Annotated in this window: 15 protein-coding genes; 10 read left to right on the top strand and 5 right to left on the bottom strand. The window is 60.0% G+C overall.

Going from position 1 to position 23,520, the window contains the following annotated elements:
* Position 1: 1 nt before the first annotated feature.
* The 4 genes from KW848_RS01500 to wecB are packed head-to-tail and all read right to left on the bottom strand — an operon-like array spanning position 2 to position 8,162.
* Positions 2 to 2,545: a bacteriophage N4 adsorption protein A gene (locus KW848_RS01500; RefSeq protein ID WP_218534933.1), complete on the bottom strand. Its 2,544-nt coding sequence runs from the start codon at positions 2,543 to 2,545 to the stop codon at positions 2 to 4.
* On the bottom strand, positions 2,542 to 4,656 hold the full coding sequence (locus tag KW848_RS01495; RefSeq protein WP_192409317.1) for a glycosyl transferase family protein: 2,115 nt from the start codon (positions 4,654 to 4,656) through the stop codon (positions 2,542 to 2,544). The genes KW848_RS01500 and KW848_RS01495 overlap by 4 nt, the downstream gene beginning before the upstream one ends.
* A gap of 12 nt (positions 4,657 to 4,668) precedes the next feature.
* Positions 4,669 to 6,882, bottom strand: coding sequence for a hypothetical protein (locus tag KW848_RS01490; RefSeq protein ID WP_218534932.1), 2,214 nt, complete (start codon positions 6,880 to 6,882; stop codon positions 4,669 to 4,671).
* A 41-nt stretch (positions 6,883 to 6,923) separates the two neighbouring features.
* Positions 6,924 to 8,162, bottom strand: a complete 1,239-nt coding sequence (gene wecB, locus KW848_RS01485; protein WP_218535353.1) for a non-hydrolyzing UDP-N-acetylglucosamine 2-epimerase — start codon at positions 8,160 to 8,162, stop codon at positions 6,924 to 6,926.
* 928 nt (positions 8,163 to 9,090) lie between these two features.
* Here wecB and wrbA point away from each other — a divergent pair.
* The 9 genes from wrbA to KW848_RS01440 all read left to right on the top strand — a co-directional run bounded on the left by wrbA (position 9,091) and on the right by KW848_RS01440 (position 21,574).
* Positions 9,091 to 9,693, top strand: coding sequence for an NAD(P)H:quinone oxidoreductase (gene wrbA / locus KW848_RS01480; RefSeq protein ID WP_008155417.1), 603 nt, complete (start codon positions 9,091 to 9,093; stop codon positions 9,691 to 9,693).
* A 307-nt stretch (positions 9,694 to 10,000) separates the two neighbouring features.
* Positions 10,001 to 10,609, top strand: a complete 609-nt coding sequence (locus KW848_RS01475; protein WP_218534931.1) for a dTMP kinase — start codon at positions 10,001 to 10,003, stop codon at positions 10,607 to 10,609.
* 465 nt (positions 10,610 to 11,074) lie between these two features.
* Positions 11,075 to 13,315, top strand: a complete 2,241-nt coding sequence (locus KW848_RS01470; protein ID WP_218534929.1) for a bifunctional diguanylate cyclase/phosphodiesterase — start codon at positions 11,075 to 11,077, stop codon at positions 13,313 to 13,315.
* 132 nt (positions 13,316 to 13,447) lie between these two features.
* Positions 13,448 to 16,447, top strand: a complete 3,000-nt coding sequence (locus tag KW848_RS01465; RefSeq protein ID WP_218534928.1) for a molybdopterin cofactor-binding domain-containing protein — start codon at positions 13,448 to 13,450, stop codon at positions 16,445 to 16,447.
* Positions 16,444 to 17,250 carry a xanthine dehydrogenase family protein subunit M gene (locus KW848_RS01460; protein WP_218534925.1) on the top strand — a complete coding sequence of 269 codons (807 nt, stop codon included), beginning with the start codon at positions 16,444 to 16,446 and terminating at the stop codon, positions 17,248 to 17,250. Before KW848_RS01465 ends, KW848_RS01460 begins: the two co-directional genes overlap by 4 nt.
* Before the next feature lie 2 nt (positions 17,251 to 17,252).
* A complete protein-coding gene (locus KW848_RS01455; protein WP_008060977.1) occupies positions 17,253 to 17,753 on the top strand; it encodes a (2Fe-2S)-binding protein in 501 nt (166 codons plus the stop codon).
* 5 nt (positions 17,754 to 17,758) lie between these two features.
* A complete protein-coding gene (locus KW848_RS01450; RefSeq protein ID WP_008060979.1) occupies positions 17,759 to 19,297 on the top strand; it encodes an AMP-binding protein in 1,539 nt (512 codons plus the stop codon).
* Positions 19,298 to 19,316: 19 nt separating this feature from the next.
* Entirely contained in the window at positions 19,317 to 20,120 is an 804-nt protein-coding gene (locus KW848_RS01445) for an enoyl-CoA hydratase/isomerase family protein (RefSeq protein ID WP_116579521.1), read from the top strand.
* 101 nt (positions 20,121 to 20,221) lie between these two features.
* A complete protein-coding gene (locus KW848_RS01440) occupies positions 20,222 to 21,574 on the top strand; it encodes an MFS transporter (RefSeq protein ID WP_116579520.1) in 1,353 nt (450 codons plus the stop codon).
* Here KW848_RS01440 and KW848_RS01435 read toward each other — a convergent pair.
* On the bottom strand, positions 21,567 to 22,352 hold the full coding sequence (locus KW848_RS01435) for an alpha/beta fold hydrolase (protein ID WP_218534924.1): 786 nt from the start codon (positions 22,350 to 22,352) through the stop codon (positions 21,567 to 21,569). The genes KW848_RS01440 and KW848_RS01435 overlap by 8 nt on opposite strands.
* Before the next feature lie 90 nt (positions 22,353 to 22,442).
* Here KW848_RS01435 and KW848_RS01430 point away from each other — a divergent pair, with 90 nt between their 5' ends.
* The gene (locus tag KW848_RS01430) at positions 22,443 to 23,414 is read left to right on the top strand and encodes an XdhC family protein (protein ID WP_218534923.1); all 972 of its coding nucleotides are present in this window, start codon (positions 22,443 to 22,445) and stop codon (positions 23,412 to 23,414) included.
* The last annotated feature ends 106 nt before the right edge of the window (positions 23,415 to 23,520 follow it).

The raw sequence follows: 23,520 nt of genomic DNA, 5'->3' as shown, positions 1-23,520 counted from the left end.
CTCAATAGGAATAAGTCAGGCGAGCGAACACGCCTTCAGCGCGATCATCGCCCAGCACCTTCACGCGGTACTGCAAAGAAAAGTCCACATAGGAGCGGGGGGCGTTGTACGCATCTTCGCGGAACCAGTATCGGACGTTGTTGCCGATACCAACGCCGCCGGCCTTGCCCGATGATGAGTCCGTGCTGCCGTCGGTGTCCGTCTTGCTGTTCATCTTGGAGTCGTAGTCGAACGCGGCCACGACGTGGGGGAAACTCACCCAGCGCGAGCCTGCACCGCCGATGGCGTAGCTGCGACCCATCTGCCATTCGCTGTTGAAGTAGTCACGCGAGTCGTTGACGTAATGACCGGCTTCAGCGAACAACTGCGAGGTCCACCAGCTGGAGGCATCCACCCGCAGATCGGTGCCGATGCTTGAGCCGTAGCCCAGACGCACCAGCCAGTCACCGTCGACGTCCGACGACCCCAAGGGGAATGTACGCTCGACGGCGGCCATCACGTTCAGCGATGTGAAGGGTTTGATCCGGACACCCACGGCGCCTTGCAGCGCATCGAAACCGGTATCCGAATCGCCGTTCTTGCTCCACAGCGTGTCGGTGATGCGTCCGTAGAGTTCGACAAAACGTGCGTTGCGATAGCCCAAGGGGCGCCAGGAAAGCTCGGTGCTGTTTTGCAGGCTGTCATTGCTGTTGCTGCCGCTACTCGGGGCTGAGCTCAGGCCACTGCTCGAACTGTTGCCGCGATAGCTGGTGGTGTTGGTCAATCCCCAGGTGCGCGACACATCGGCCACCGCGCGACGGGTGTCGAACAGTTTCTGCGGGGACATGTCGAGTTCACCGGCATTTTTAGCGTCGATGACTCGTTTGAAGTAGGTGACGGCTTGCTCGTCGTCATTGACCCGCATGGCGGTGTACGCCGCATCCTGCGTTGCTGTCGGCGTGAGTCGGGTGTCGGCATCGGCCTTGCGGAACGAAGTGTGGGCACCGTCATCGTCGCCGGCCTGGACCGACAAATAAGCGATCTGCAGGTCGCTCATCGATTCCAGCTCGCCCGTGTCCCGCGCTTGTTGCAACCGTTCGCGCGCGGTTCGGCGCTGGCCGATGGCGGCATACAGACTGGCTTCTTCGTAGGCGGGAAGGCTGGCCAGTGCCAGTGCCTGGGTAAAGTCCTTGCGCGCCCCGGCATCGTCACCCGATTGCTGACGCAGACGGCCGCGCTGGGCGAGCAGACGAGCGTCATCGCCCGTGAACTTGAGACCTTCGCTGGCTGCCGCGATGGCTTCGGGCACACGTTTCTGATCACTCAGGGCGCTCACCAGCAGTCGGCGGTACGCCGGATTCTGTGGCGCGCGGACAATGGCTTGGTTGGCCAGAACCACCGCCGAAGCGGCGTCTTTGCGGGCCAGGGCCGCGTAGGCTTGGCCGGCCATGTCGGTTCCGCCATCACGCTGGTTGCCCGGCCAGATATCACAGACCAGGCCGAAAGCCGTTTCCTGACAGTTCAAGGCCGGAGCAGGGAAGTGGGCAATAACGTTCGCGCCGTTGTTTTTCTGCCGCAACGCCAAGCGGGCATTGGTGCGTCGACGGGCCACTTCACCGCCTTCATCGTCGGCCAATGGCTGCAGATGATCGAGCGCTTGTTGAGGCTCGCCGTGGGCCAGTGCGGCATCGGCGGCGAAGAAGCGAATGTCGCGGTTTTCCGCTTCCAGCAAACCATCGATGGCCAGGGCATGCTTCAGGTCAGCCTCGGCCGCCTGGGTTTTACCCTGACGATCACGGGCGTAGCTGCGCAGAATCCACGGAGCGATTTCCCCATCGTCTTGCGCCAAAGCGCCTGACGCGGCCTGTTCGGCCCCTGGATAATCCTTGGCCGCGAGCAGGGCACTGATCAGCAGTTGCTGATTGGCGCCGATTTCCGGAGCCCAGGCGACGGCTTTTCTGGCCTGGTCCACGGCCAGGGACACCTGGCCTTGCTCCAGGGCACGATAACCCTCAACCGCCAGCGGAGCGGCCAATTGACGACGAATCGCTTCGCGACGCATCAGCAAGGTATCGTCGTCCGGGAACACCACAAGCGCCTGGGTGGTGGCTTGATCCGCTTCCTGCAAGTGCTGCTGGCGCTGCAAAGACTCGATCAGCAGCAATCGGTAATCCATGCGTTTGGGCGCTTGGGCGATGGCTTTGCGTGATGCCTGGGCAGCCGTGCCGAAGTCATCGCGATCGTAGGCCTTGAACGCCTGGGCCGCGGCGCCGAAGCCGGGGGCCTGACGCGATTGGGGGTAGCGTTTGGGATGATCACGCAGTTCCTTGTCGCGCTGCGCCAGCTCAATCAAGGTGTTCAAACGGGTGATGTCAGCCCGCTGACGCAAGGCTTCGCGGGCCTTGGCGATGGCCAGGTCGTAATCTTTGCGCGCGTAGGCGCTGTAGGCCTCGTTGGCAGAGACATAGGCCGGGCCGGTCAATGGCAGCGGCAACGTCTCGGCAAGAGCAAGCCCAGGTAACAGGCTTAGCCCCGTGGCCATGAGGGACAGGAAGGGGCGTTTCATGCCGGAAGCTCCGCAGGGTAGTGGCTGTGCTGACGCGCCACGGCCTTTTCGATGGTGGCGCGGGGCAGCACGCCGCTGTCGACCAGATAGTCGCCGATGCGTCCGTGACGCTGCGGGCGGTACTGCAACATGGTGCGATTGAATACGTCGCGATCCAGCAGGCCCATTTCGATCAACAAGTCACCCAGCAGTGGCGCGCGAGCATCCGGCACGGACTGGCCTTCGCGCACGTTCAGTTGACGTAACTGCGCGACGATTTCGCTTTCCCGGGCAATCAGCTGCACCGGTTCGCTGCCCAGTACCTCGCTGACTTGTTGCAGACCTTCGGCCGGCAGCGGGCTGGCCACGGCAAGTTGTGCTCGGCCGTCGGCATTCAAGCCGACCGGCACCACGCGCCAGCGCAGAGCGAATTCATCGTCCAGGGTAGGGGGCGACGCCTGTGCCTTGTTGGCCACATCGAACACCCGCGGCAGATCGTTCTGGAAGGCGATGGCTTCCGCCAGTGTCTCGTCGTCCAGCCAGCCATTGCTGAGCAAGATCCGTCCCAATGGCATGTGCCGGGTTTTCTGTTCGTGGAGAGCGCTTTGCAGGTCGGTTTCGTTGATCGCCTGCCAGGACAGCAACACGCTGCCCAACTTGCGCGGTGCGAAGGCAACCAGGTCGGTGGACGGGAAGTCGTGCATGGTTTTGTCCCACACCAGTTTGCGGTTCATTACCTTGCCGACGATGAACATGCGCCAGGCGCGTGATGCAGCCATGAAGTTGACAAAGTTGCCCACCACCATGCGCGGGATGGACAGCAATCCATGCTGCCAGCCGTACAACACGGTGGTGAAATAGCAGCGGTGCGCGATACGCCAGGCCAGCGCGATACCGTTCGCCAGCAGCAGGTATTTGATGAAGCCGTTGGTTTCAAACGGCGTCGGGAAACTCACATCCCACAGGCCACTCTGGCGCAGGATGACCAGGCCCAGCAGCTGCACCAGAATCACGTAGGCGATGATGCTGACGAACGCCGTCACCACGCCCTTGCGGTCACGAAACAGCAGATACCGATTGGCCAGCGAACCGTTCCAGCCCATTTGCTCCCAGCCTTGCAGGCCGATGCCCAGCGTCCAGCGGGCTTTCTGGCGGAATGCGGTACGGAATGTGTCGGGAAAGAATTCCCGCACGCACAACGGCATCTTCAGGGTCGACTCGTAAGGTTTGCGAAACCAGGATTTACGCAGCACGCGAAACTGCACCGGAAAGCGCACAAAGATCGCGTTCATGCCGACCTTGGCCAGGCGTGCGCCGACGTCATAGTCCTCGGTGAGGCTGTCCGTGTTGAACGGCTGGTTCTGGGTTTCCCCGGCCAGCACTCGCAGGGCACGGTGGGAGAAACAGGTGCCAACCCCGGCAGACGGCACCGTGTCGGTCATGCTTTCACGCACGACCAAATCCTTGCCATGCCATTCGGCGAATTCGTCCATGTAGGTGCCCGCCACCCATTCGTACCAGTTGCGTTCCAGCGAAACCACGGGCAGCTGAATCATGTCCTTGCGCGGCAGCAAGTAATTGAACAACCGCAATTCCAGCGGGTGCAGTACGTCCTCGCTGTCGTGCAATACGACGCCGGCGAAGGTCATGCCGTGGGTTTTCTCGTGCAGGAAGATCGCCTGGATCACCCAGTTCAGGCAGTCGGCCTTGCAGGTTGGCCCGGCATGCGGGACTTCCACGCGATGCAGCTGCTTGTAGCGCCGACGCATGCGTTCCACTTCATCGATGGTGCGCTGGTCATTGATGTAGGTGCCGACGAAGACCACATAGTTCTGGTAATCCAGGGTCGACACCATGTTCTCGATCATCGGTGCGATGACGTCATATTCCAGCCAGGCTGGGACCATGATCGCCAACGGCTGTTCATCCCGGGCCATCAGTTGCTCGGCGGTCAGCGGCCGGTATTTGCGATCCACGGTGAACTTGCGAAACAGGCGGCGAGACCAGTACCACAGGTCAATGAACAAATCGTCCAGGCTGGAGATCAGGATCAGCACCGCGATCACGATGGTCGAGATTTCCAGGAAGCTATAGTAGTGGGCCAGCCAATAGGGCCAATAAAGCGACGTCATCGGAAGGTTCCGTTACTGGCGATTGCGACGGGCGTTACGGCCGGCCAGCAACAGGATGAGGGCCAACAGGATTCCACCCGGAATCAGCCACAACAACGACGGCTTGCGCCAGGCGTCCAGGCCCTTGGGTTCTTCGTTGTCGATCAGTTGGCTGCCACTTGGGTCCTGAGTGTCGAAGGTGGTCAGTGCACCGTTGTCACCGAGGATGGCCACGTCGCCGCGGGTCAGCAGAATCTGCCTGGCAAAGCGGGGCGTGTCATTGCCCAGGGCGCGATAGACCAGACCGTGCTGGCCGCCGGCATCCACCACTTGCAACGAGGCCAGGTGGTTGAGGGGATGCACGTCCAGCAGCACCTGATCCTTGTGATTGATGCGCAGGCGACCCTGCTCATCGACCTGCACCGACTCTTTGCTGTCCTTGATCGGCAGCTCGAAGGCGAGGAAGGCTTTGTCCGGTGCGACCAAGGCTTTCGGGTCGGCACTGACGTTCAGTTGCGCCCGCAGCGGCGAAACACCGGCAGCGTCAGCCACCGAAATCACGTGTGGCAAGCTGCTCGCTGGATGCTCGAGGTAGGCCTGTGGCACGAGGATTTGCGCGTCCATGGCAAAGCGCGCGGCCATGCCGGAGAAGTCATCACCCAGGGCCGTTTTATCCAGCACGATGTGGCTGGTCGGCAGCACCGAGACCGGGAAGGCCTGTGGCGTTTCCAGGCAACGATCACTGACGGGCTGGCGCTGGAACGACACGCGCAAAACGTTCTTCGAACCCAAGGCGTAACGAGGGATTCGTGCTTCGATGCGTTGCTGTTCACCGTTGGCCACGAGCTGTTGCGCGCCAATCAGGTAATCGTTGAGAAACAGCGAGGCCACCGGCGCGGTGTCCGAGGCACCGGGTGCGGCAGACACATCGACTACCGCCTTCACCGGCAGACGACCGTCGTAAGCCACGCTGCCAAGAGGGAACGAAGTGCTCCAGTCGGATTTGGCCAGCACGTCAATGGCGCCGGGGTTACCACCCAGGCGCGACAAGGCCACACGACCGTCGGCGCTCAAGGGCATTTGTGCTTCGCTGACGGTCAATTGGCGGCTGCGTGCCAGTGCGTTCCAGGCCGTGCTGAACAGGGCCAGCGCCTTACCGGTTGCTTGCGGCGCGATCATCAGCACCGGGCGGGTGCCCAGCAATGCCAGGCGCACGTTGTCAGTGCCGGTGGCGGCCAGACCTGCATTGATATGCCGCTCACGCCATTGCGTGAAGGCGTTGGCGGCTGTGGCGTCGAGGCCTTGAAGCTGGCTCTGCAGCGCGTCCAGCGATTCGTTGACGGCTTTGAGCAGTTGCGGGTCGTTGATTGCCAGATCCGCCTGGACGTTCGGGGTCTGGCCCAACATCAACAGCGCACCGATTTGCGCCGGGTTGGCCAGAACGAGCGGGCCTTTGCCATTGAGGCTGGCGAACGCTGGAATAGCCAGCAGTTCGGCCGGGATGCGCAGGCTGGTCAGGTCGACTGTGTCCTGTACGGCGGGGAAGGGCAGAACGCGGCTGTGCTTGCCAATCCGCTCCAATGCGACACCGAGACGCCAGGCCGCATCGTAGCTGTCGGCGGACAAGGTGCCCGGCGCGACCATGATTCCCGGCTTGCCGGGCAATGCCGTCCAGGCGGCGCCGACGTCCTGTAACTGGCTGGCGTCGTAGCTGTAATTGAGGCGGGTGTCCGGTTCGATACGCAATACATTGCCGATCGCGCGTTCGTCTTCGCACAGCACACGGGACACGATTGACGACCAGGCAACTCCGAGGCGCAACGAGCCGTTTTCGCGCGCATTCTTATCCACGCCGAGCGTGGCGCTGGCGTCACCCTGGGGTTCGCTGAGCCCTTGCGCGCGCACCGGATAACCGTCCAGCGACAACAGCAGCGTGTTGCGACCGCCTTCGCCATTGAGGTAGCTGGCGTCGAAATTCAGTGTGGCATCCGTCAGCGGCACGCCCGCCGGAACGGGAAGATACAGCTCGCGTCGGGCGTCGGTGGAGCCGAGGATGATCGGTGCATCGATCCCCAGATCGCTCAAGCGGATCTCACGCTCTTGTCGCGTGTCGGCGTTGAGTCGGTTGATCGCCTGGGTGAGCGGGCTGTCCGCGGCCAGGGCGAAAGTCGGCATGAGCGCGAGCAGGCTCACGCCACAGGCGAGGGCGCTGAGCGTGCCCGTATGGATGGCAACGGAAGACTTCATTCAGGTAGATCTCGAGCTGATAAGGGGAGGAGCGGTTTGGTTTATAAAGATGTGAAAGCCGGGAGACTTTTCTCGGGTACAGCTAGCCCTGACGGCTGGTGCTGGAACTTTGGCAACCGCACCCCAGTTACGACGAAATCATCGACCGGGCGCCCCATCAGGGCATCGACGATGCGCGCACTGGCCTTGCCATCGCCGTAAGGGTTGGCCGCCTGGGAGCATCGGCGCCACAGCAGGTCGTCATCGAACAGTGCGTTGACGCCAGCGATGATCGAGTCCGGCGAGGTGCCGACCAGCCGAACGGTGCCCGCGGCGACAGCTTCGGGGCGTTCAGTCACATCGCGCATGACCAGCACCGGTTTGCCCAACGACGGCGCTTCTTCCTGCACGCCACCGGAGTCGGTAAGGATCACATGCGCACGTTGCATCAGGCGCACGAAGGCCAGGTAGTCCAGCGGCTTGATCAAGTGCACGTTGGGCAGATCGCCCAACTGCTCGGTGACCGGGCCCATGACATTGGGGTTCAAGTGCACCGGATAGACGATCTGGATATCCGTGCGTCGGGCCAGATGGCTCAGGGCCTTGCAGATATCCAGGAAGCCTTCGCCGAAGTTTTCCCGGCGATGCCCGGTCACCAGCAGAACCTTGCGGCCGGCTTGCAGGAACGAGAACTGTTGGTCCAGGCTTGCCCGCAGGTCAGCGTCTTGCTCAATGCGCCGCGCCGTCATCTGCAAAGCGTCAATCACCGTATTGCCGGTCACGAAAGCGCGACCTTGAAGACGTTCGTCGAGCAGGTTCTGGCGTGATTCGTGGGTCGGTGCAAACAGCATGTCCGCACTGAGGTCGATGCAGCGGCGGTTCATTTCTTCCGGCCATGGGCTGTAGATATCGCCGGTTCGCAGTCCGGCTTCGACGTGACCAACCGGGATGCGTCGATGGAACGCAGCCATTGAGGCAACCATGGCCGAAGTGGTGTCGCCGTGTACCAGCACCCGGTCCGGGCGGGTCATTTCCAGCACGGGGTCAATCGCCCCGTAAAGCGCCGCGGTCAACGAGTTGAGCGATTGGTGCGGCGTCATCACATCGAGGGTGTAATCGGCCTTGAGGTCGAACAGATCCAGCACCTGCTTAAGCATGCTTTGATGTTGGCCGGTGATGCATATCTGCGAATGAATGCCTGGTTCCGCAGCGAGGGCTTTGACTAAAGGCGCCATCTTGATGGCTTCTGGACGGGTACCAAAGATCGAAAGGATTTTAATCCTTGAATGATGGCGAGCGATGATGTCTTCCTTGCGCAGTTTTAGTGCGCAGCACAACAACGGCCCAAGTTTTATTGAACTTTAGCGCGCCATCGTTATTTGAATTGAGTAAAGACCGGGATAATCAGCGTGAGATCAGATGTTCACTTTATGTGAGGTGGTGCGCTGCCCAAGAACCCGGAACCGGCCGGATTATTAGCATTGATAGCGAATCTTTCAAAGCGTTATATGTGTAATTCGTTTTAATGATTAACGGTTGAAACTTTTATGTTTGTGATCGGTCTTGTTTAGTTTTTCCATGATTTCAAGAAGGTTTTTCTGATTATCACTATTCATTTAACTCATTGTTTTTTATGGCTATTATTTATTTTATCCCCGCTCGTCAACTTTAATGAATTATTCATTCATTATAACGGTCGCGATCAATGCGCTTGCGGTCTGGCTTTCTAGCGTGAGGGTTATGATAGTCACTGAACTGACGCCTGTATATTGTCATGATGCAATAAGTGTTATTTCGGACTAATAAATGAACTTTCCCTCTGCCTTCAATTATTGATAAGCCCTGCGCCTATATTGGTCAGGCAGATAACTCGAAGAAGGGGATCTTTGAGACAGGCATCTTGTACCGGGATTGCGCATGTGGCGCCGGGGCGAGGATGCCGGTTACCTCGGCGCAAGAGTAGATTGGGTATTCCCAACCACCGGAGGATGCGCAAGCAAGTCTGGTCCTGCTCTGGGGTGGGGAAGGGCAATAAAAGCATTTCAGCCTGCCGGCAGGCAGCATATGGAGCTGCTAGTGTTAAGTCCGCATGCCGTCAAAGTCTCTGCAGTCGGGTAGGTGTGAGCCGCAGTTTTGTTCGTGACCAAGCCCTGCCGCTGTTGGTCGTTGGCAGCGGTGTAATCCAAGATCTCCCTGATCCATCGAATGGCACTAATCGAGGAAAAAATCATGGCGAAGGTACTGGTTCTCTATTACTCAATGTACGGTCACCTCGAAACGATGGCTGGCGCAGTGGCCGAAGGCGCACGATCCGTCCCCGGCACCGACGTGACGCTCAAGCGTGTCGCCGAAACCATCCCGGCCGAACAGGCAGCAGCCATCGGCGTCAAACTTGACCAGAAGGCTCCGGTGGCGACACCTGACGAGCTGGGCAATTACGATGCCATCATCTTTGGTACACCGACGCGCTTTGGCAATATGGCGGGACAGATGCGCACGTTTCTCGACCAGACCGGCGGATTGTGGATGAGCGGCGCGCTGGTCGGGAAAATCGGCAGTGTCTTTGCGTCGACCGGCACCCAGCACGGTGGTCAGGAAACCACTATTACGTCGTTCCACAGCACACTCCTGCATCAGGGGATGGTCATCGTGGGTGTGCCTTACACCTGCGCAGGGCTGACCAACATGAGCGAGATCACCGGCGGTACGCCCTATGGCGCGACCACCCTGGCAGGCGCCGACGGTAAACGGCAACCGTCACAAAATGAACTGGATATTGCGCGTTTCCAAGGCAAACACGTCGCTGAGCTTGCAAAAAAGATCGCGGGTTAACGCAGCACGTCAATGGGCACATGCTGCAGGACAGGGGTCCAGCTTCGCTGGCCTGTGTAACGCCGTGGCGGAGTTTTCAGAGGAGCGACGCTCTAGCGAGGCCGCTCCTAATCCCGTTAGTCAAACTGACTCATTCGCCTTTTGCCTGACTGGGAAGGTTCGGTGGAGCAATCAGCCGGCAAGATACGTTAGAGTGCTCATCAATGTCTGTTCATAAGGGCCCTCCACTCGATTCGCATAGTCGCGCCAAGCGGTTTCAGCGAACGAACCGGGCAAAAAAAACCGTATATCAATCGTTATGTGAAGAATGAATCCTCCGCTGTTTATTTCTCTAGATGGGCCCAAGGGAGCCGGCAAAACCACACTGTTGGAGGCCGTTACGAAAGCACTGAGAGCAGACAACAAAAAGGTGATCCGACTTTGCGAGAGAAAAAGCGATCCCCATAGGGGGGAAACAATGACCCTCGTTAACAAACTCGTCAGAAATCCCACCCGGGATTTGGAGTTGGAAGTTTGTGAGCGTTTTGCTGATAGCCGTACCTGGATTTCCCAGCACGTGCTGGCTAAACAGCCACCAGGCAGCATCATATTGATCGATCGCTGGTACCCGTCTGATGCCGCGTTTCGCCGGATAATCCCGTTTGCAGAGATTCTGCAGTTGAACATTGATCGAAACGTGCGAGTGCCAGACCTGCATGTCGGGGTTGTCACTAATCCTGAAATTTCATGGGCAAGGGCAGCGGCACGACGGCGTGGGTTGAGCAGTACGGTGATCCATAAGCTGGAAGAACATGTCGCATGTACCCAAGCGTTCGAGCAAGCGATTGCAGATCACGACTGGGTTTTATGCCGAAATGAAGGAACGATCGAAGACGCAACGATGCAGGTGGTTTCTGAGATCTATAGAGTCCTTTGATGCGCCACAGCGGTAGCGGGCTGACGCTTTGATCTGGGTGCCTGTCATCGATTGCTGGAGATGTAATGCCTAGAGGAAAGCGGACAGGACCTATGCGCAGCTATAGAGCAATACATGATTTAACAAGTGGGCCATGTCATATGTTCATAAGCAGGCCGTTACTATGTACTGCCGCAGGTCCGAAGGCTATTGGCGTGGAAATGTTCATCGGTCGATGTTCATGGAAACCGGGCAGCAGCTTCCGAACTGTCCGGCCCAGCAGAACATCGAAACGGCCGAACACCCCGACCATTCCAGCTCAACGGCGGCAATCTGATACTGTTTTTTGTGTTGAATCTGAGCCTTTTATTAGTTAGCCGGTGCTCTATAGAGTGCGCGTCCGACGCACTAGTGGACAGTGATCGGCCGCCCACTATTTCAGGCTCTCTGAAGACCGGACGACCTCGAGAGTCTTCAGGAATCACCGTGAATACTCGTCCCAGCTTTCACAGCAAGGCACTCCCCGAGTCTCAACGTGACATTCTCGGCATGATCGCGACCGACCATCATCTGAGCGAAATACTCTGCGCCATCTGCCAGATGCTTGACGATCAGGCCCCCGAAACCTTCTGCTCTATCCTGCTCACTGATGCCGAGGGCAAACGCTTGCTGAGCGGCGCGGCGCCCAGCCTGCCGGTGGAATACAGCGAGGCGATTCATGGCATGGCCATTGGTCCACACGAAGGAACCTGCGGCACCGCAGCGTTCCGGCGCGAACTGGTGGTCACCGAAGACATCGCCCAGGATCCGAACTGGGAGCGTTTCCGCAGCCTGGCGCTGGGGCATAACCTGCGTTCCTGCTGGTCGGTGCCGTTGCTCTCCCATCAAGGAAGCGTGTTGGGCACATTTGCTCTGTACCAGAACCGCGCCCATGCGCCGGACGAGGCGCAGATTCAACAACTGGCCTGCGCGGCCCAACTGGCAGTCATCGCGATCCTCCATGAGCGTGACGGCCAACGTCTGGAGGAAAGCGAACAGCGTTTTCGTTCATTGTTCACCTACAACCCCAATCCGGTGTTCGCCCTCGATCTGGTCGGCAACATCCAGAGTGTGAATCCAGCAGGCCTGAAGCTGAAACCGCACACAGCAACCGATTTCATTGGTCATCACTTTTCCCATCTGGTGCTTGAAGAAGACCTGCAACGGGTCAGTCAGCACTTTTCCGCAGCCCGCGCCGGAGCGCCCCAGCGCTTCGAGGCACGGGTTCGCGACGAGAGTGAAAAACTGTTGACCATGGACATCTCCAACCTGCCGATCATGGTCAACGGAGAGATCGTCGGGGTATTTGGCATTGCCCGGGACATCAGCGAACAGAAGCATTTCGAGCGCCAATTGAGCTTCAACGCCAGCCATGACCGGCTGACCGGTTTGCTCAACCGTGTTTCGCTTGAAGACCGGCTTGTTCTGGATTGTCACATCAGTCGTCGGCGTAAGCGTCGTCTGGCGGTGATGTGCATTGATCTGGATGGATTCAAATCCATCAACGATTCGACCGGGCACTACTTTGGCGATCAGGTGCTGATTGAGGTGGCGCAGCGTATGACCGAGCAGGTTCGTCCCGGGGATACCATCGTGCGCATGGGCGGTGATGAATTTATCGTTCTGCTGCCAGACCTGCTTCGTGATGAGGACGTTGTCCCGGTGGCCGAGCGCTTGATGGCCAGCATTGCCAGACCCTACTGTGTCCAGGGCATTGACCTGCACGTGAGTGCCAGTATCGGTATCACCCTGAGCGATGGTCACATCGAGCAGCCGATGCAGCTGATCCAGCAGGCTGACATGGCCATGTACAAAGCCAAGCAGCAAGGGCGCAACAACTTTCAGTGGTATACCAGCGATCTTAATCAGCGCGTTTGTGAGCACGCGAGCCTGCGCAATGACCTGCAAAAAGCTATCGAAACTCAATCGTTACAGCTGCATTATCAACCGCAGATAGAGGCGCGCACGTGCCGGGTGGTCGGGATCGAAGCGTTGCTGCGCTGGGAGCATCCGGAAAAAGGATTTATCTCACCCGCGGTGTTTGTGCCGGTGGCAGAGGACAGCGGCCAGATCATCGCGCTGAGCCTGTGGGTACTCGATACGGCTTGCGCGCAGCTGCGCCAGCTGGGCGAGCAGGGCATCACGGGCATCTCGATGGCCGTGAATATTTCGCCGATGCATTTTCAGCGTGGCCATTTCGTCCAGTGTGTCCAGGCTACCCTGGACAAACATGGTCTGCGGGGTGAGCAGTTGGAGCTGGAGATCACCGAGTCGCTTCTGTTGCATAACGCTGAACAGGCGATCGACACGTTGCACCGGCTCAAGGCGTTGGGGGTGCATCTTGCGCTCGATGATTTCGGCACCGGTTTTTCCAGCCTCAGCTACCTCAAGCGTTTGCCCATCGACAAGATCAAGATTGACCGCTCGTTCATCCAGGAAATCGCTACTGACCATCACGATGCAGCGATCACCCAAGGCATCATTTCCATGGCCCATCACCTCAGCCTGACGGTGGTCGCCGAGGGCGTGGAAACGGCTGCTCAGGTGGATTTCCTGGAGGGCAGTCGCTGCGATATTTTTCAGGGGTATTACTTTGCCAAACCGATGCCCTTTGCAGAAATCGAAGCGTTCCTGAGCCATCCCGCTTCCCCCTCTCTGACCGGCAATTCTGTCGGGTCCCAGACCTGAAAATCAGACGCTAAGGCAAATTTTCAGACCCCAGCGCAGAACTCCCTCTCCCCAGGCAAGGCGCTCCCTGCGCCTTTCTCACACACTCGGCTCTAACGCTATCGCGCTGCAAAACAACAAGAGCCGCGAAAAATGACTAGTTTCCAACCTGCTACCGAAAGCCAGACCGGCCACATCGGCGCCCGTCAGACCCGTGTCGAGGACGCCGCATTGTTGCGCGGCCTTGGCTGCTATGCCGATGACGCTGCGATCCCGCCGGGTACGCTACACGCGGCGATCATCCGTTCACCCCACGCTCATGCGCGGATCACCTCGGTGGACTTTTCCAAAGCGCTGCTGATGAAAGGCGTGCACGGCGTACTGGTCGGCGAAGACGTCAAACGCTGGGCGCTACCGTTCCCGGTGGGGGTGCGGCAGCCGATGGAGCACTGGTGCGTCGCCGTCGACAAGGTGCGTTACGTCGGAGAGCCTGTGGCCGTGGTGATCGCCGAGAGCCGCTATCTGGCCGAGGACGCCATCGAAGGTGTGCGCGTTGAATACGTGCCGCTGCCCCCGATCATCGACCCCGAACTGGCCACCGCCGAACAGGCGCCGATCCTGCACGAAGCCGTCGGCAGCAACGTGGTCAACGAACGACGCTTTCGTTATGGCGAGCCGGAGCAGGCCTTCGAGCAGGCGCCGCACAAAGTCTCGCTTAAAGTGAAGTTTCCGCGCAGTTCCTGCACACCCATTGAATGCTATGTGGTGCTGGCTCAGTACGAGCGCGCCACCGGCATTTATGACGTGTTGGCCAATTTCCAGGGTCCCTACGCGTTGCACACGGTCATGGCCCGTGCACTGAATGTGCCCGGCAACCGCTTGCGTTTGCGCACACCGAAAGATTCCGGCGGCAGCTTTGGCATCAAGCAAGGGGTTTTCCCTTACGTGGTGATGATGGGCCTGGCGTCACGCAAGGTCGGCGCACCGGTAAAGTGGGTCGAGGACCGTCTGGAACATTTGCAGGGGGCTTCTTCGGCGACCAATCGGGTGACCGAAATTGAAGCGGCGGTGGAAGCGGATGGCCGCATTACCGCTTTGCGTTATGACCAGATCGACGATTGTGGTGCCTACCTGAGAGCGCCTGAACCGGCGACGTTCTACCGCATGCACGGCAACCTGACGGGCGCCTACGCGATCCGCAATTTGCAAGTGCGCAACCGAGTGGTGCTGACCAACAAAACCCCATCCGGCCTGAACCGTGGTTTCGGTGGCCCGCAGGTGTATTTCGCCCTGGAGCGGCTGCTGCAACACATCGCCGTGCAATTGAACCTTGATCCGTTGGACGTGATCCGCCGCAACCTGGTGCCGGCCGATGCCTTCCCTTATCGCGCGGCCGCCGGTGCGTTGCTCGATTCCGGCAATTACCAGGCAGGCATTGCCTTGGCGGCGGCTGACGGTGGACTCGACGAGTTGCTCAAACGTCGTGATCAGGCCCGTGCCGAAGGCCGGATCTATGGCATTGGCTATGCCGCTGTCATCGAGCCTTCGATTTCCAACATGGGTTACATCACCACCGCGATGACGCCCGAAGAGCGGCGCAAGGCCGGTCCGAAAAACGGCGCTGTCGCAACCGCCACCATCAACGTCGGCCCGTTGGGTGACGTCAGTGTGCACGTGTCCTCGGCACCGCAAGGGCAGGGCCATCAAACCACCGTCGCTCAGGTCGTCGCCGAAGTGCTAGGCGTCGCGCTGGAATCCATCGTGGTCAACGTCGAGCTGGATACCCAGAAGGACGCCTGGTCGATTGCATCTGGCAACTATTCCAGCCGCTTCGCCGGCGCTGTGGCCGGTGCCGCCTATAAGGCCGCGCTGAAGATCCGCGATCGCCTCGCCGCGATTGCCGCCGAGCAATTGCAGGCCAGTCCCGAAGATATTCGTTTCGCCGGTGGCAAGATTTTTGTGGTCAATGGCGGGGCGGTGGCGCCATTCCATCGGATTGCTGGTGCGACCCACTGGTCGCCGGGCCTGCTGCCGGAAGGTGAAAGTGGCGGACTGCGCGAAACCGCCTTCTGGAGCCCGCCGCAATTGGTGGCCCCGGACGACCAGGATCAGGTCAACAGCTCGCTGTGCTACGGCTTTGTCTTCGACATCTGTGGTCTGGAAATCGACCGCATGACCGGCGAGATCCACATTGATCGCTACATCACCTGCCATGACGCCGGCCGCCTGCTCAACCCGGCGCTGGTCGATGGCCAGATTCGTGGTGGCTTCACCCAGGGCCTGGGCGCGGCGCTGATGGAAGAGTTCGCCTATGGCGAGGACGGCAGCTTCCTCTCCGGGACCTTCGCCGATTATCTGGTGCCGACCGCACCGGAAGTGATCGAACCGGTGATCCTGCACATGGAAACGCCATCGCCATTCACCCCACTGGGCGCCAAGGGTGTGGGCGAGGGCAACAATATGAGCACGCCGGTGTGCATCGCAAACGCGGTGGCCGACGCCCTTGGCCGCTCGGACATCCGTCTGCCACTGACGCCATCGAAAGTACGCACGCTCATCGGGATCGACGAGCCGCCACGGCCCGCCGGTATGGAGCCCGATGAAAACCTGGACGCGGCAGCTGCCGGTGGACCGGCACTGCGGGCCAACGACTCGGTGGTGATTCCTGCTGCGCCGCAACAGGTCTTCGATACCTTGCTCGACCCGCAGACGCTGGCGGCAATCATTCCCGGTTGCCACGACCTCGTGCTTGAAGGCGAAAACCGTTACCGCGCAGACGTCACCGTCGGCGTCGGCATGATCCGTGCGCGCTTCGAGGCCAAGGTTGCCCTGAGTGATCTGGACCCGCCGCATTCATTGCGTCTGTCCGGTTCCGGCAGCAGCTCGATGGGTTCGGCCCAGGGTCAGGCCAAGGTTCGTTTCGTCCAACTGGAAAATGGCCACACACGTCTGGAATACCAATACCAGGTGGCGGTCAGCGGCAAAGTCGCTGCGGTCGGCGGCCGAATGTTGCAAGGGGCCTCGAAAGTGATCATCGGACAAATCTTTACTCGCCTGTCGCAACGGGTCAGCGGCCAAGCCATCTCCACCGGCTGGTGGGCGCGACTGCGGGCCTCGCTTGGCGCGCTGTTTGGCAAGGGAGGTGCGCAATGAAACCGGCTGCTTTCGATTACGTTCGGGCTGACACCCGTCGTCAGGTGGTTGAGTTGCTCGCCGAGTACGGCCAGGACGCTCGCATCATTGCCGGTGGCCAGTCGCTGATGGCGGTGCTGAACATGCGCCTGGCTCAACCCAAGTTGCTGATCGATATCAATCATGTGGCTGAGCTGACCTATATCGAACTGCGCAAGGATTGCCTGGCGGTAGGCGCAGGGGTACGCCAGGCGCAGCTGCTGGCGCGTTCGACCCTGATGGACGAGGTTCCTCTGTTGGCACTGGCGATGCCCTGGATCGGTCACTTCCAGACGCGCAATCGCGGCACCGTCTGCGGTTCGGTGGCTCACGCCGACCCCAGCGCCGAGTTGCCGCTGTGCCTGGTGACGCTGGGCGGCGAGATCGTTCTCGAGTCGAAAAAAGGCAAGCGCATCGTCAAGGCTTCCGACTTCTTCCAAGGCATTCTCACCACCGACAAGCGTGCAGATGAACTGGTCGTCGAGGTGCGTTTTCCGCTCAAGCGCGAAGGCATCACCTATCGCTTCCGTGAAATCGCCATGCGCCACGGCGACTTTGCAATTGTCTCCCTGGCCGCGGCCATCGGCGCGGACCAGGTCGAACTCGGCATCGGCGGGGTCGCCGACCGTCCGCAACGTCGCAGCCTGCCACGTGGTGCGGCGCTGCCGGACGCGCTCAATCAAACCGCCTGGTCGCTCGACGCTCAAGACGACGTGCAGGCCAGCGCTGCCTATCGCCGCCAACTGATTCGCGAGCTGGGTCATCAGCTGATCGAAGGAGTCTGAACATGCGTGTAACTGCCGACCAAACCTTTCCGATTCGCCTGGAACTCAATGGCCGCTCCCGCGAAGCGCTAGCCGAACCGCGGACCCAACTCTGCGACTTCCTGCGCCACGACCTCGGTGCCACCGGTGTCCATGTCGGATGCGAACACGGTGTCTGCGGTGCCTGCACGGTGCTGGTGGACGGAGTCGCCATGCGTTCCTGCCTGATGCTCGCAGTACAGGGACACGAGCGGCGTATCGAGACCGTCGAGTCCCTGGCCGACGACGACACTCTGAGCGACCTGCAACAAGCCTTTCGCCGTCATCACGCCTTGCAGTGCGGCTTTTGCACTGCGGGCATTCTCATGTCCTGCGTGGATTTCCTGGAACGGGTACCCAACCCGGACGAGACCCAGGTACGCGACATGCTTTCGGGGCATCTATGTCGCTGCACGGGCTACACCGGCATCGTCCAGGCCGTGCTCGAAGTCGCTGCCCAGCGCCAAACGAACAAAGGGGTATAACAATAATGTTCGATCTCGGACGCAGTTTCCTCGCTGCTGTTGAACGCCGGCCGCACGCCGTGGCGGTCAGTGACGGTGCGTTGAAGAAAACCTATGAAGACTGGTTCGTCGATATCCAGAGCGCCGCTTGGGGCATGCAATGCCTTGGGCTGCAACGCGGTGATCGACTGCTGGTAGCAATGCAAAACCGCTGGCAGATGGCAACCTTGCATTGGGCCTGTCAGTTTACGGGCATCGTCATGACCCCGTTGAACTGGCGTTCGACGGCCGATGAACTGGGTTACTGCATCGAAGATGCGCAAATCCGGGCAGTGGCTTACGACGACGCTACCGTGACCGCCGTGGCCGGTTGCAGCGCCGCCACAAGGCTGCCTCGGATCGCCGCCGGACTTCGTGCCGCCAACACCGACCTGAGTTTCGAGGAACTGTGTTCGCAGACCCCCTCCGGCATCATTTTGCAGGCCGACGCCGAAGACTATTCACTGCTGCTTTACACCTCCGGAACCACCAGCAAGCCCAAGGGCGTGCCCCGTCGGCACCGTTGCGAACGCGCCGCGGCGGTTGCCCACGTGGCGCAAAACCTCTACCGCCAGAGCGAGTGCACGCTGGGTGTCATGCCGCTTTACCACACCATGGGCGTGCGTTCGTTGCTGTCCATGGCGTTGATCGACGGACATTTCGTCTGTGTGCCGAAGTTCGACGTGGAAGCCACGCTGCAGGCCATCGAGCGGGAAAAAGTCAGCAACCTTTACCTGGTGCCGACGCTCTACCACATGCTCATCGAACACCCGGCCTTTGCTCGCGAGCGAGTTGCCAGTGTGGAGAAAATCGGCTTTGCCGGTGCGCCGATGAGCGACGGCTTGATGCGTCGTGTCGAGCAGGCGTTCCAGCCGCAATTGTTCGTCAATCATTACGGCAGCTCGGAGATCTACACCTTCACCATCGACCAGCAAGCCAACCGCAAACCCGGTTCGTCAGGGCGCAGTGCAATGAACCAGCGCGTGCGCGTGGTGCCGATCGATGCTGAAACGGCGGATGTGCAGGTCAACCCATTGGAGGAGGGCCAGATCATCGCCGACCTGGCGAGTGACGAGGCGTTCGAAGGCTACCTGAACCGCCCCGAAGCGACCGCCAAGGCATTACGTGACGGATGGTATTTCACCGGTGACATCGGCTACTTCGATCTGGAGGGCGATCTGTTCGTCACGGGGCGTGTCGATGACTTGATCATCACCGGCGGCGAAAACGTCAGCCCGGCGGAAATCGAAAACATGCTCTCTCTGCACCCGGCAGTGGAAGAAGTGGTGGTGGTCGGTCTGCCCGACGAGCAGTGGGGCAAGATCATTGCCGCGTTTATCAAGCCGCGCGCCGAGGTCTCGGAAGGAGACCTCGATGCCCATTGCATCGCTTCGGGCCTGGCCAAATTCAAGCGGCCACGGCGTTACCAGTTCATCGATCAGATTCCCAAGTCTCCAGTGGGCAAGGTGCTGCGGCGCGTGCTGCTGGCCCAATTCCAGGAACAGGCCTTGAAGGCCATCAGCTAATCATCCAGAGGACACTCTCATGCAACAACAAGCGATCCAGCAATTTCTCGACACTCAGTTCGATGGCTTCCAGGTTGAAGTCGATGTGTCCCGCGAGCGCGCCGACATCATCCTCAACCGGGCGCCATTGAACGTCATTTCCATGGGGCAGCGCGATCAATTGCGCCTGGTCTTCGAAGCCCTCGATGCACACAAAGACGTGCGCGTCATCGTGCTGCGCTCGGTGGGTGAACACTTCTCCAGCGGCGGCGACATCAAGGGTTTCCTCGAAGCCTCGCCCGAGCACGTTTCGAAGCTGGCCTGGAACGTCGCGGCACCGGCACGTTGCGAAAAACCGGTGATCGTCGCCAACCGTGGTTACACCTTCGGCGTCGGTTTCGAACTGTCCCTGGCCTGCGATTTCCGTATTGCTTCGCAAACCACTCGCTACGCCTTGCCTGAGCAGAACCTGGGTCAGATCCCGGGCTCGGGTGGCTCCGCGCGCTTGCAGAAAATCATCGGCATCACCCGCACTAAGCACATGGTGATGCGCGCCAAACGCATTACCGGCGACCAGGCCTACGCCTGGGGTATCGCGACCGAGGTCGTGCCGGATACCGAACTGGAAAGCACCGTCGATGCGTTGGTCGATGAACTGCGGCGCTTCTCGCCGCTGGCTCAGCGCACGGCGAAAAAACTGATCAACGACAACGAAGACGCGCCGCTGACCGTCGCGATCGAAATGGAAGGTCACTGCTACAGCCGTCTGCGCAGTTCCAAGGACTTCAAGGAAGGCGTCGAAGCGTTTCACAGCAAGCGTGAGGCCGTATTTATCGGCGAGTAGATCGTACCGGCGAACAGGCCCGGGAGTATGTTGGTAACGGCGTACGCCTTACGGAGCAGGGCCTGCCGCTCCTTTTGATTCACCGCTTGTGTGAGGCAACCATGACTACGACAACAACAATAACTGCATCACCCACCAGCGCCGCTATCGATACGCCGCAGATTCCACCGGGCAAGGCTTTGCTCGCGGCATTTGCCTCGACATTCGGCTGGGCGCTGGATTTGTTTGACCTGTTCATTCTGCTCTATGTGGCGCCGATCATCGGCCGCCTGTTCTTCCCCTCGGACACCCCGACACTGTCGCTGGCCGCCGTGTACGCCTCGTTCGCCGTGGCCTTGCTGGTACGTCCGCTGGGCTCGGCGATCTTTGGCGCGTATGCCGACAAACACGGTCGCAAGCGTGCGCTGATGGTATCGATGGTCGGCGTCGGTATTTCCACGGCACTGTTTGGCGTGTTGCCAACCATTCACCAGGTCGGGGTGTTGGCCCCGATACTGTTTTTGGTATTGCGGGTGATTCAGGGCATTTTCGTTGGCGGCATCGTCGCTTCCACTCACACCATCGGCACCGAATCCATCTCGCCGCGCTATCGCGGCTTGATGTCCGGGTTGATCGGTGGCGCCGGTGCCGGCATGGGCGCGCTGTTGGCGTCATTCACTTATCTGGTGTTGTCGGAGATCTTTCCGGGGGGCGAATTCGACGTCTGGGGCTGGCGCTTCATGTTCTTCTGCGGCCTGCTCAGCACATTTTTCGGTCTGGTGATGTTCCGTTACCTGGATGAAAGCCCGGTCTGGCGGCAACTGCAACAGGCCCGCAAAACCAAGGGGCCGACGGTCGTGGTCGTGTCGCCACTCAAGCGTCTGTTCGGTCGTGAGTACCGCGCCGTGATGCTGGTCAATCTGCTGATTACCTTCGGCGGCGGTGCCACCTATTACCTGGCCTGCGGTTATCTGCCGACATTGCTCAACGTGGTCGCCAAAGTGCCTCATACGCAGACTTCGCAGCTGCTCATGTATGGGTCGGTGGCAACCATTGTCGGAGCACTGGCCTTCGGTTACCTGAGTGACCTGATCGGTCGCAAGAAGACCTTCATGCTGCTGGGTGTGATCAACCTGGTGGGCCTGCCCATGATGTTCCATGGGGTCGCCGAGCCGGGTTCGCTGACCCGCACTGCGCTGTATTGCATGGGCATAGGCTTCATGGGCGGGGCGATCATCGCGCCTATCCTGATCTTCCTCAACGAACGCTTTGCCACCGAGCTGCGAGCCAGCGGCACCGGATTGTCCTGGAACATCGGTTTCGCCCTCGGCGGAACCATGCCGACCTTTGTGTCTCTGGTCAGCAGCAGCCCCGCGCAGATCCCCATGGTACTGGCGTTTTTTGCCGTCGGTCTGTCTGTGATCTACCTGATTGGCAGTGTGGTGATTCCAGAAACCCAAGGCAATTTCAAATAAACGCGGGGAGGTGCTCCAGGAATTCGCAGATCAGCTGCAAGGTCTGCTCGGGCGCTTCGGTCTGGGGAAAGTGCCGACAGTTATCCAGCAACGCACAGCGGCACGGTCCAGGCACCTGTCGCTGGATGACTGCCAGTTGCTCGGGCGTCGCGTAGTGGTCTTCGCGACCCTGGATGACCAGCAGCGGTTTTTCGATATAAGCCAACTGCGTTTCGAGATCGTCCAGGGAAAAGTCCGGGTGCAACCAACTGTCGCTCCAGCCGTGAAAAGCACCGTCGACATTGCTCCCATGGTGGCGCGCCAGGCGTTCGCGCAATTCGCCCTGATGCCAAGCCTCAGTGGTATGGCGAATGCCATCGAGGCTTTCGGTCTCGACAATCACGTGAGGCGCCAATGCAATGCTGCCCAACACGCGCGGATCGTTGGCGGCGGCATAGGCCAGGACGATGGATGCGCCGTCACTGTGACCGAGCAAGACCACTTGCGGCAGTTGCAAGGCATCGAGCAGTTGCCGCAGTTCACGAGGGCCGTCGCTGCTCAGGTAGTTCAGCGGACGCGGCAGGGTTACCGGGCTCGATTGCCCATAACCCTGACGGCTGTAAGTGACTACACCGTAACCGCTGGCCTGGGCCAGGCGCTGGGGGAAGTCTTTCCATTGATCGGCGCTTCCGAGGCCTTCGTGCAGCAGCACAAGCGTCGGTCGCGATGGGTCAGCCGCAGGGATTTGGCGATATTCCAGGCGCAGCGGCCCAAGTTGCAAAAATTGTTGTGGCGACATGTTGAATCAACGATTGAACAAGGTTGCTCGCAGGTTACCGTAAACGTAACCCTGCATGCAGCACCACGCTTTGCTTGAGGTACAGAAAACATGCGTCATCTCGATGTTCAGGTGATCGACCAGGCACTGCAATGGGCTCGCGCTGGGCAGGCACAGTGGCTGTGCACGGTGCTCTCCACCTATGGCTCGGCGCCGCGTGCGCCGGGTGCGATGCTGGTGACCAACGGCTCGGGCGAACACGTCGGCTCGCTGTCGGGTGGCTGCGTCGAAGAGGAGTTTCTCGAAAGTCTGGCGCGCGGTGAATTACGCGAACCGGCACAGATCGTCAGTTATGGCGACAGCGTCGAGCAACGCCACCGCCTGAGGTTGCCCTGTGGTGGCGTGCTGATAGTGCTGGTCGAACACCGCGCTGCCAGCCTTGAATGGATCGCACACCTGGAGAGTCTGCAAGCGGCGTTACTCGGTCAGCGACGTCTGCAGCGCCATATCGAGCTGAGCAGCGGTGCCTTGCGCCTGGATCCGGACGCGGGCCACGGCAGCGAACGGGTACAAGTCGACTACGAAAGGGTGCGCATCAGCGTTGGCCCGGCATTACGCCTGATTCTGGCAGGGCTCTCGCCGGTCGCTGAAGTTTGCGCCAGTTTCGCCCGAGCCATCGGCTGCGAAGTTATCGCCTGCGACCCCCGGGAAGAGATGCTGCATGTACATCTTGAAGGCGTGGAGATGCAACGTGTGCTGCCCTCAATGTTCATTGCCGCCGGAGGTTGCCACGCGGCGACCGCGGTAGTGGCGCTGACTCACGATCCGCGAATCGATGATCTGGCGCTGATGGAAGCAGTCCACACCCCGGCGTTTTACATTGGCGCCATGGGTTCTCAGGCAACCTCGGCCAAACGCGCCGAGCGGCTCAAACGCATCGGTGGTCTGACGGATGAACAGATCGCCCGTTTGCACATGCCCATCGGCCTCGATCTGGGCAGCAAGGCCCCGGCGGAAATCGCCCTGGCGGTGGTGGCCGATATCCTGCGCGTTTATCACGGGAAAGAGCGCCATGCCTTGTAAGGCGGTTTTCCCGACGAGCGTGGGGCCTGCGAAAGTCGATATAGACGCTCGGTCATTCGCGCGCGATAGTGGCCAGCCAAGTGTTGCTGAACCATAGAGCGATCGC

Origin of the sequence: Pseudomonas sp. PDM25, assembly GCF_019219045.1 — a bacterium.
Classification (GTDB): Bacteria; Pseudomonadota; Gammaproteobacteria; order Pseudomonadales; family Pseudomonadaceae; genus Aquipseudomonas.
Note: the sequence above shows the minus strand (reverse complement) of the source record. Positions and strands in the feature narration are given on the sequence as shown.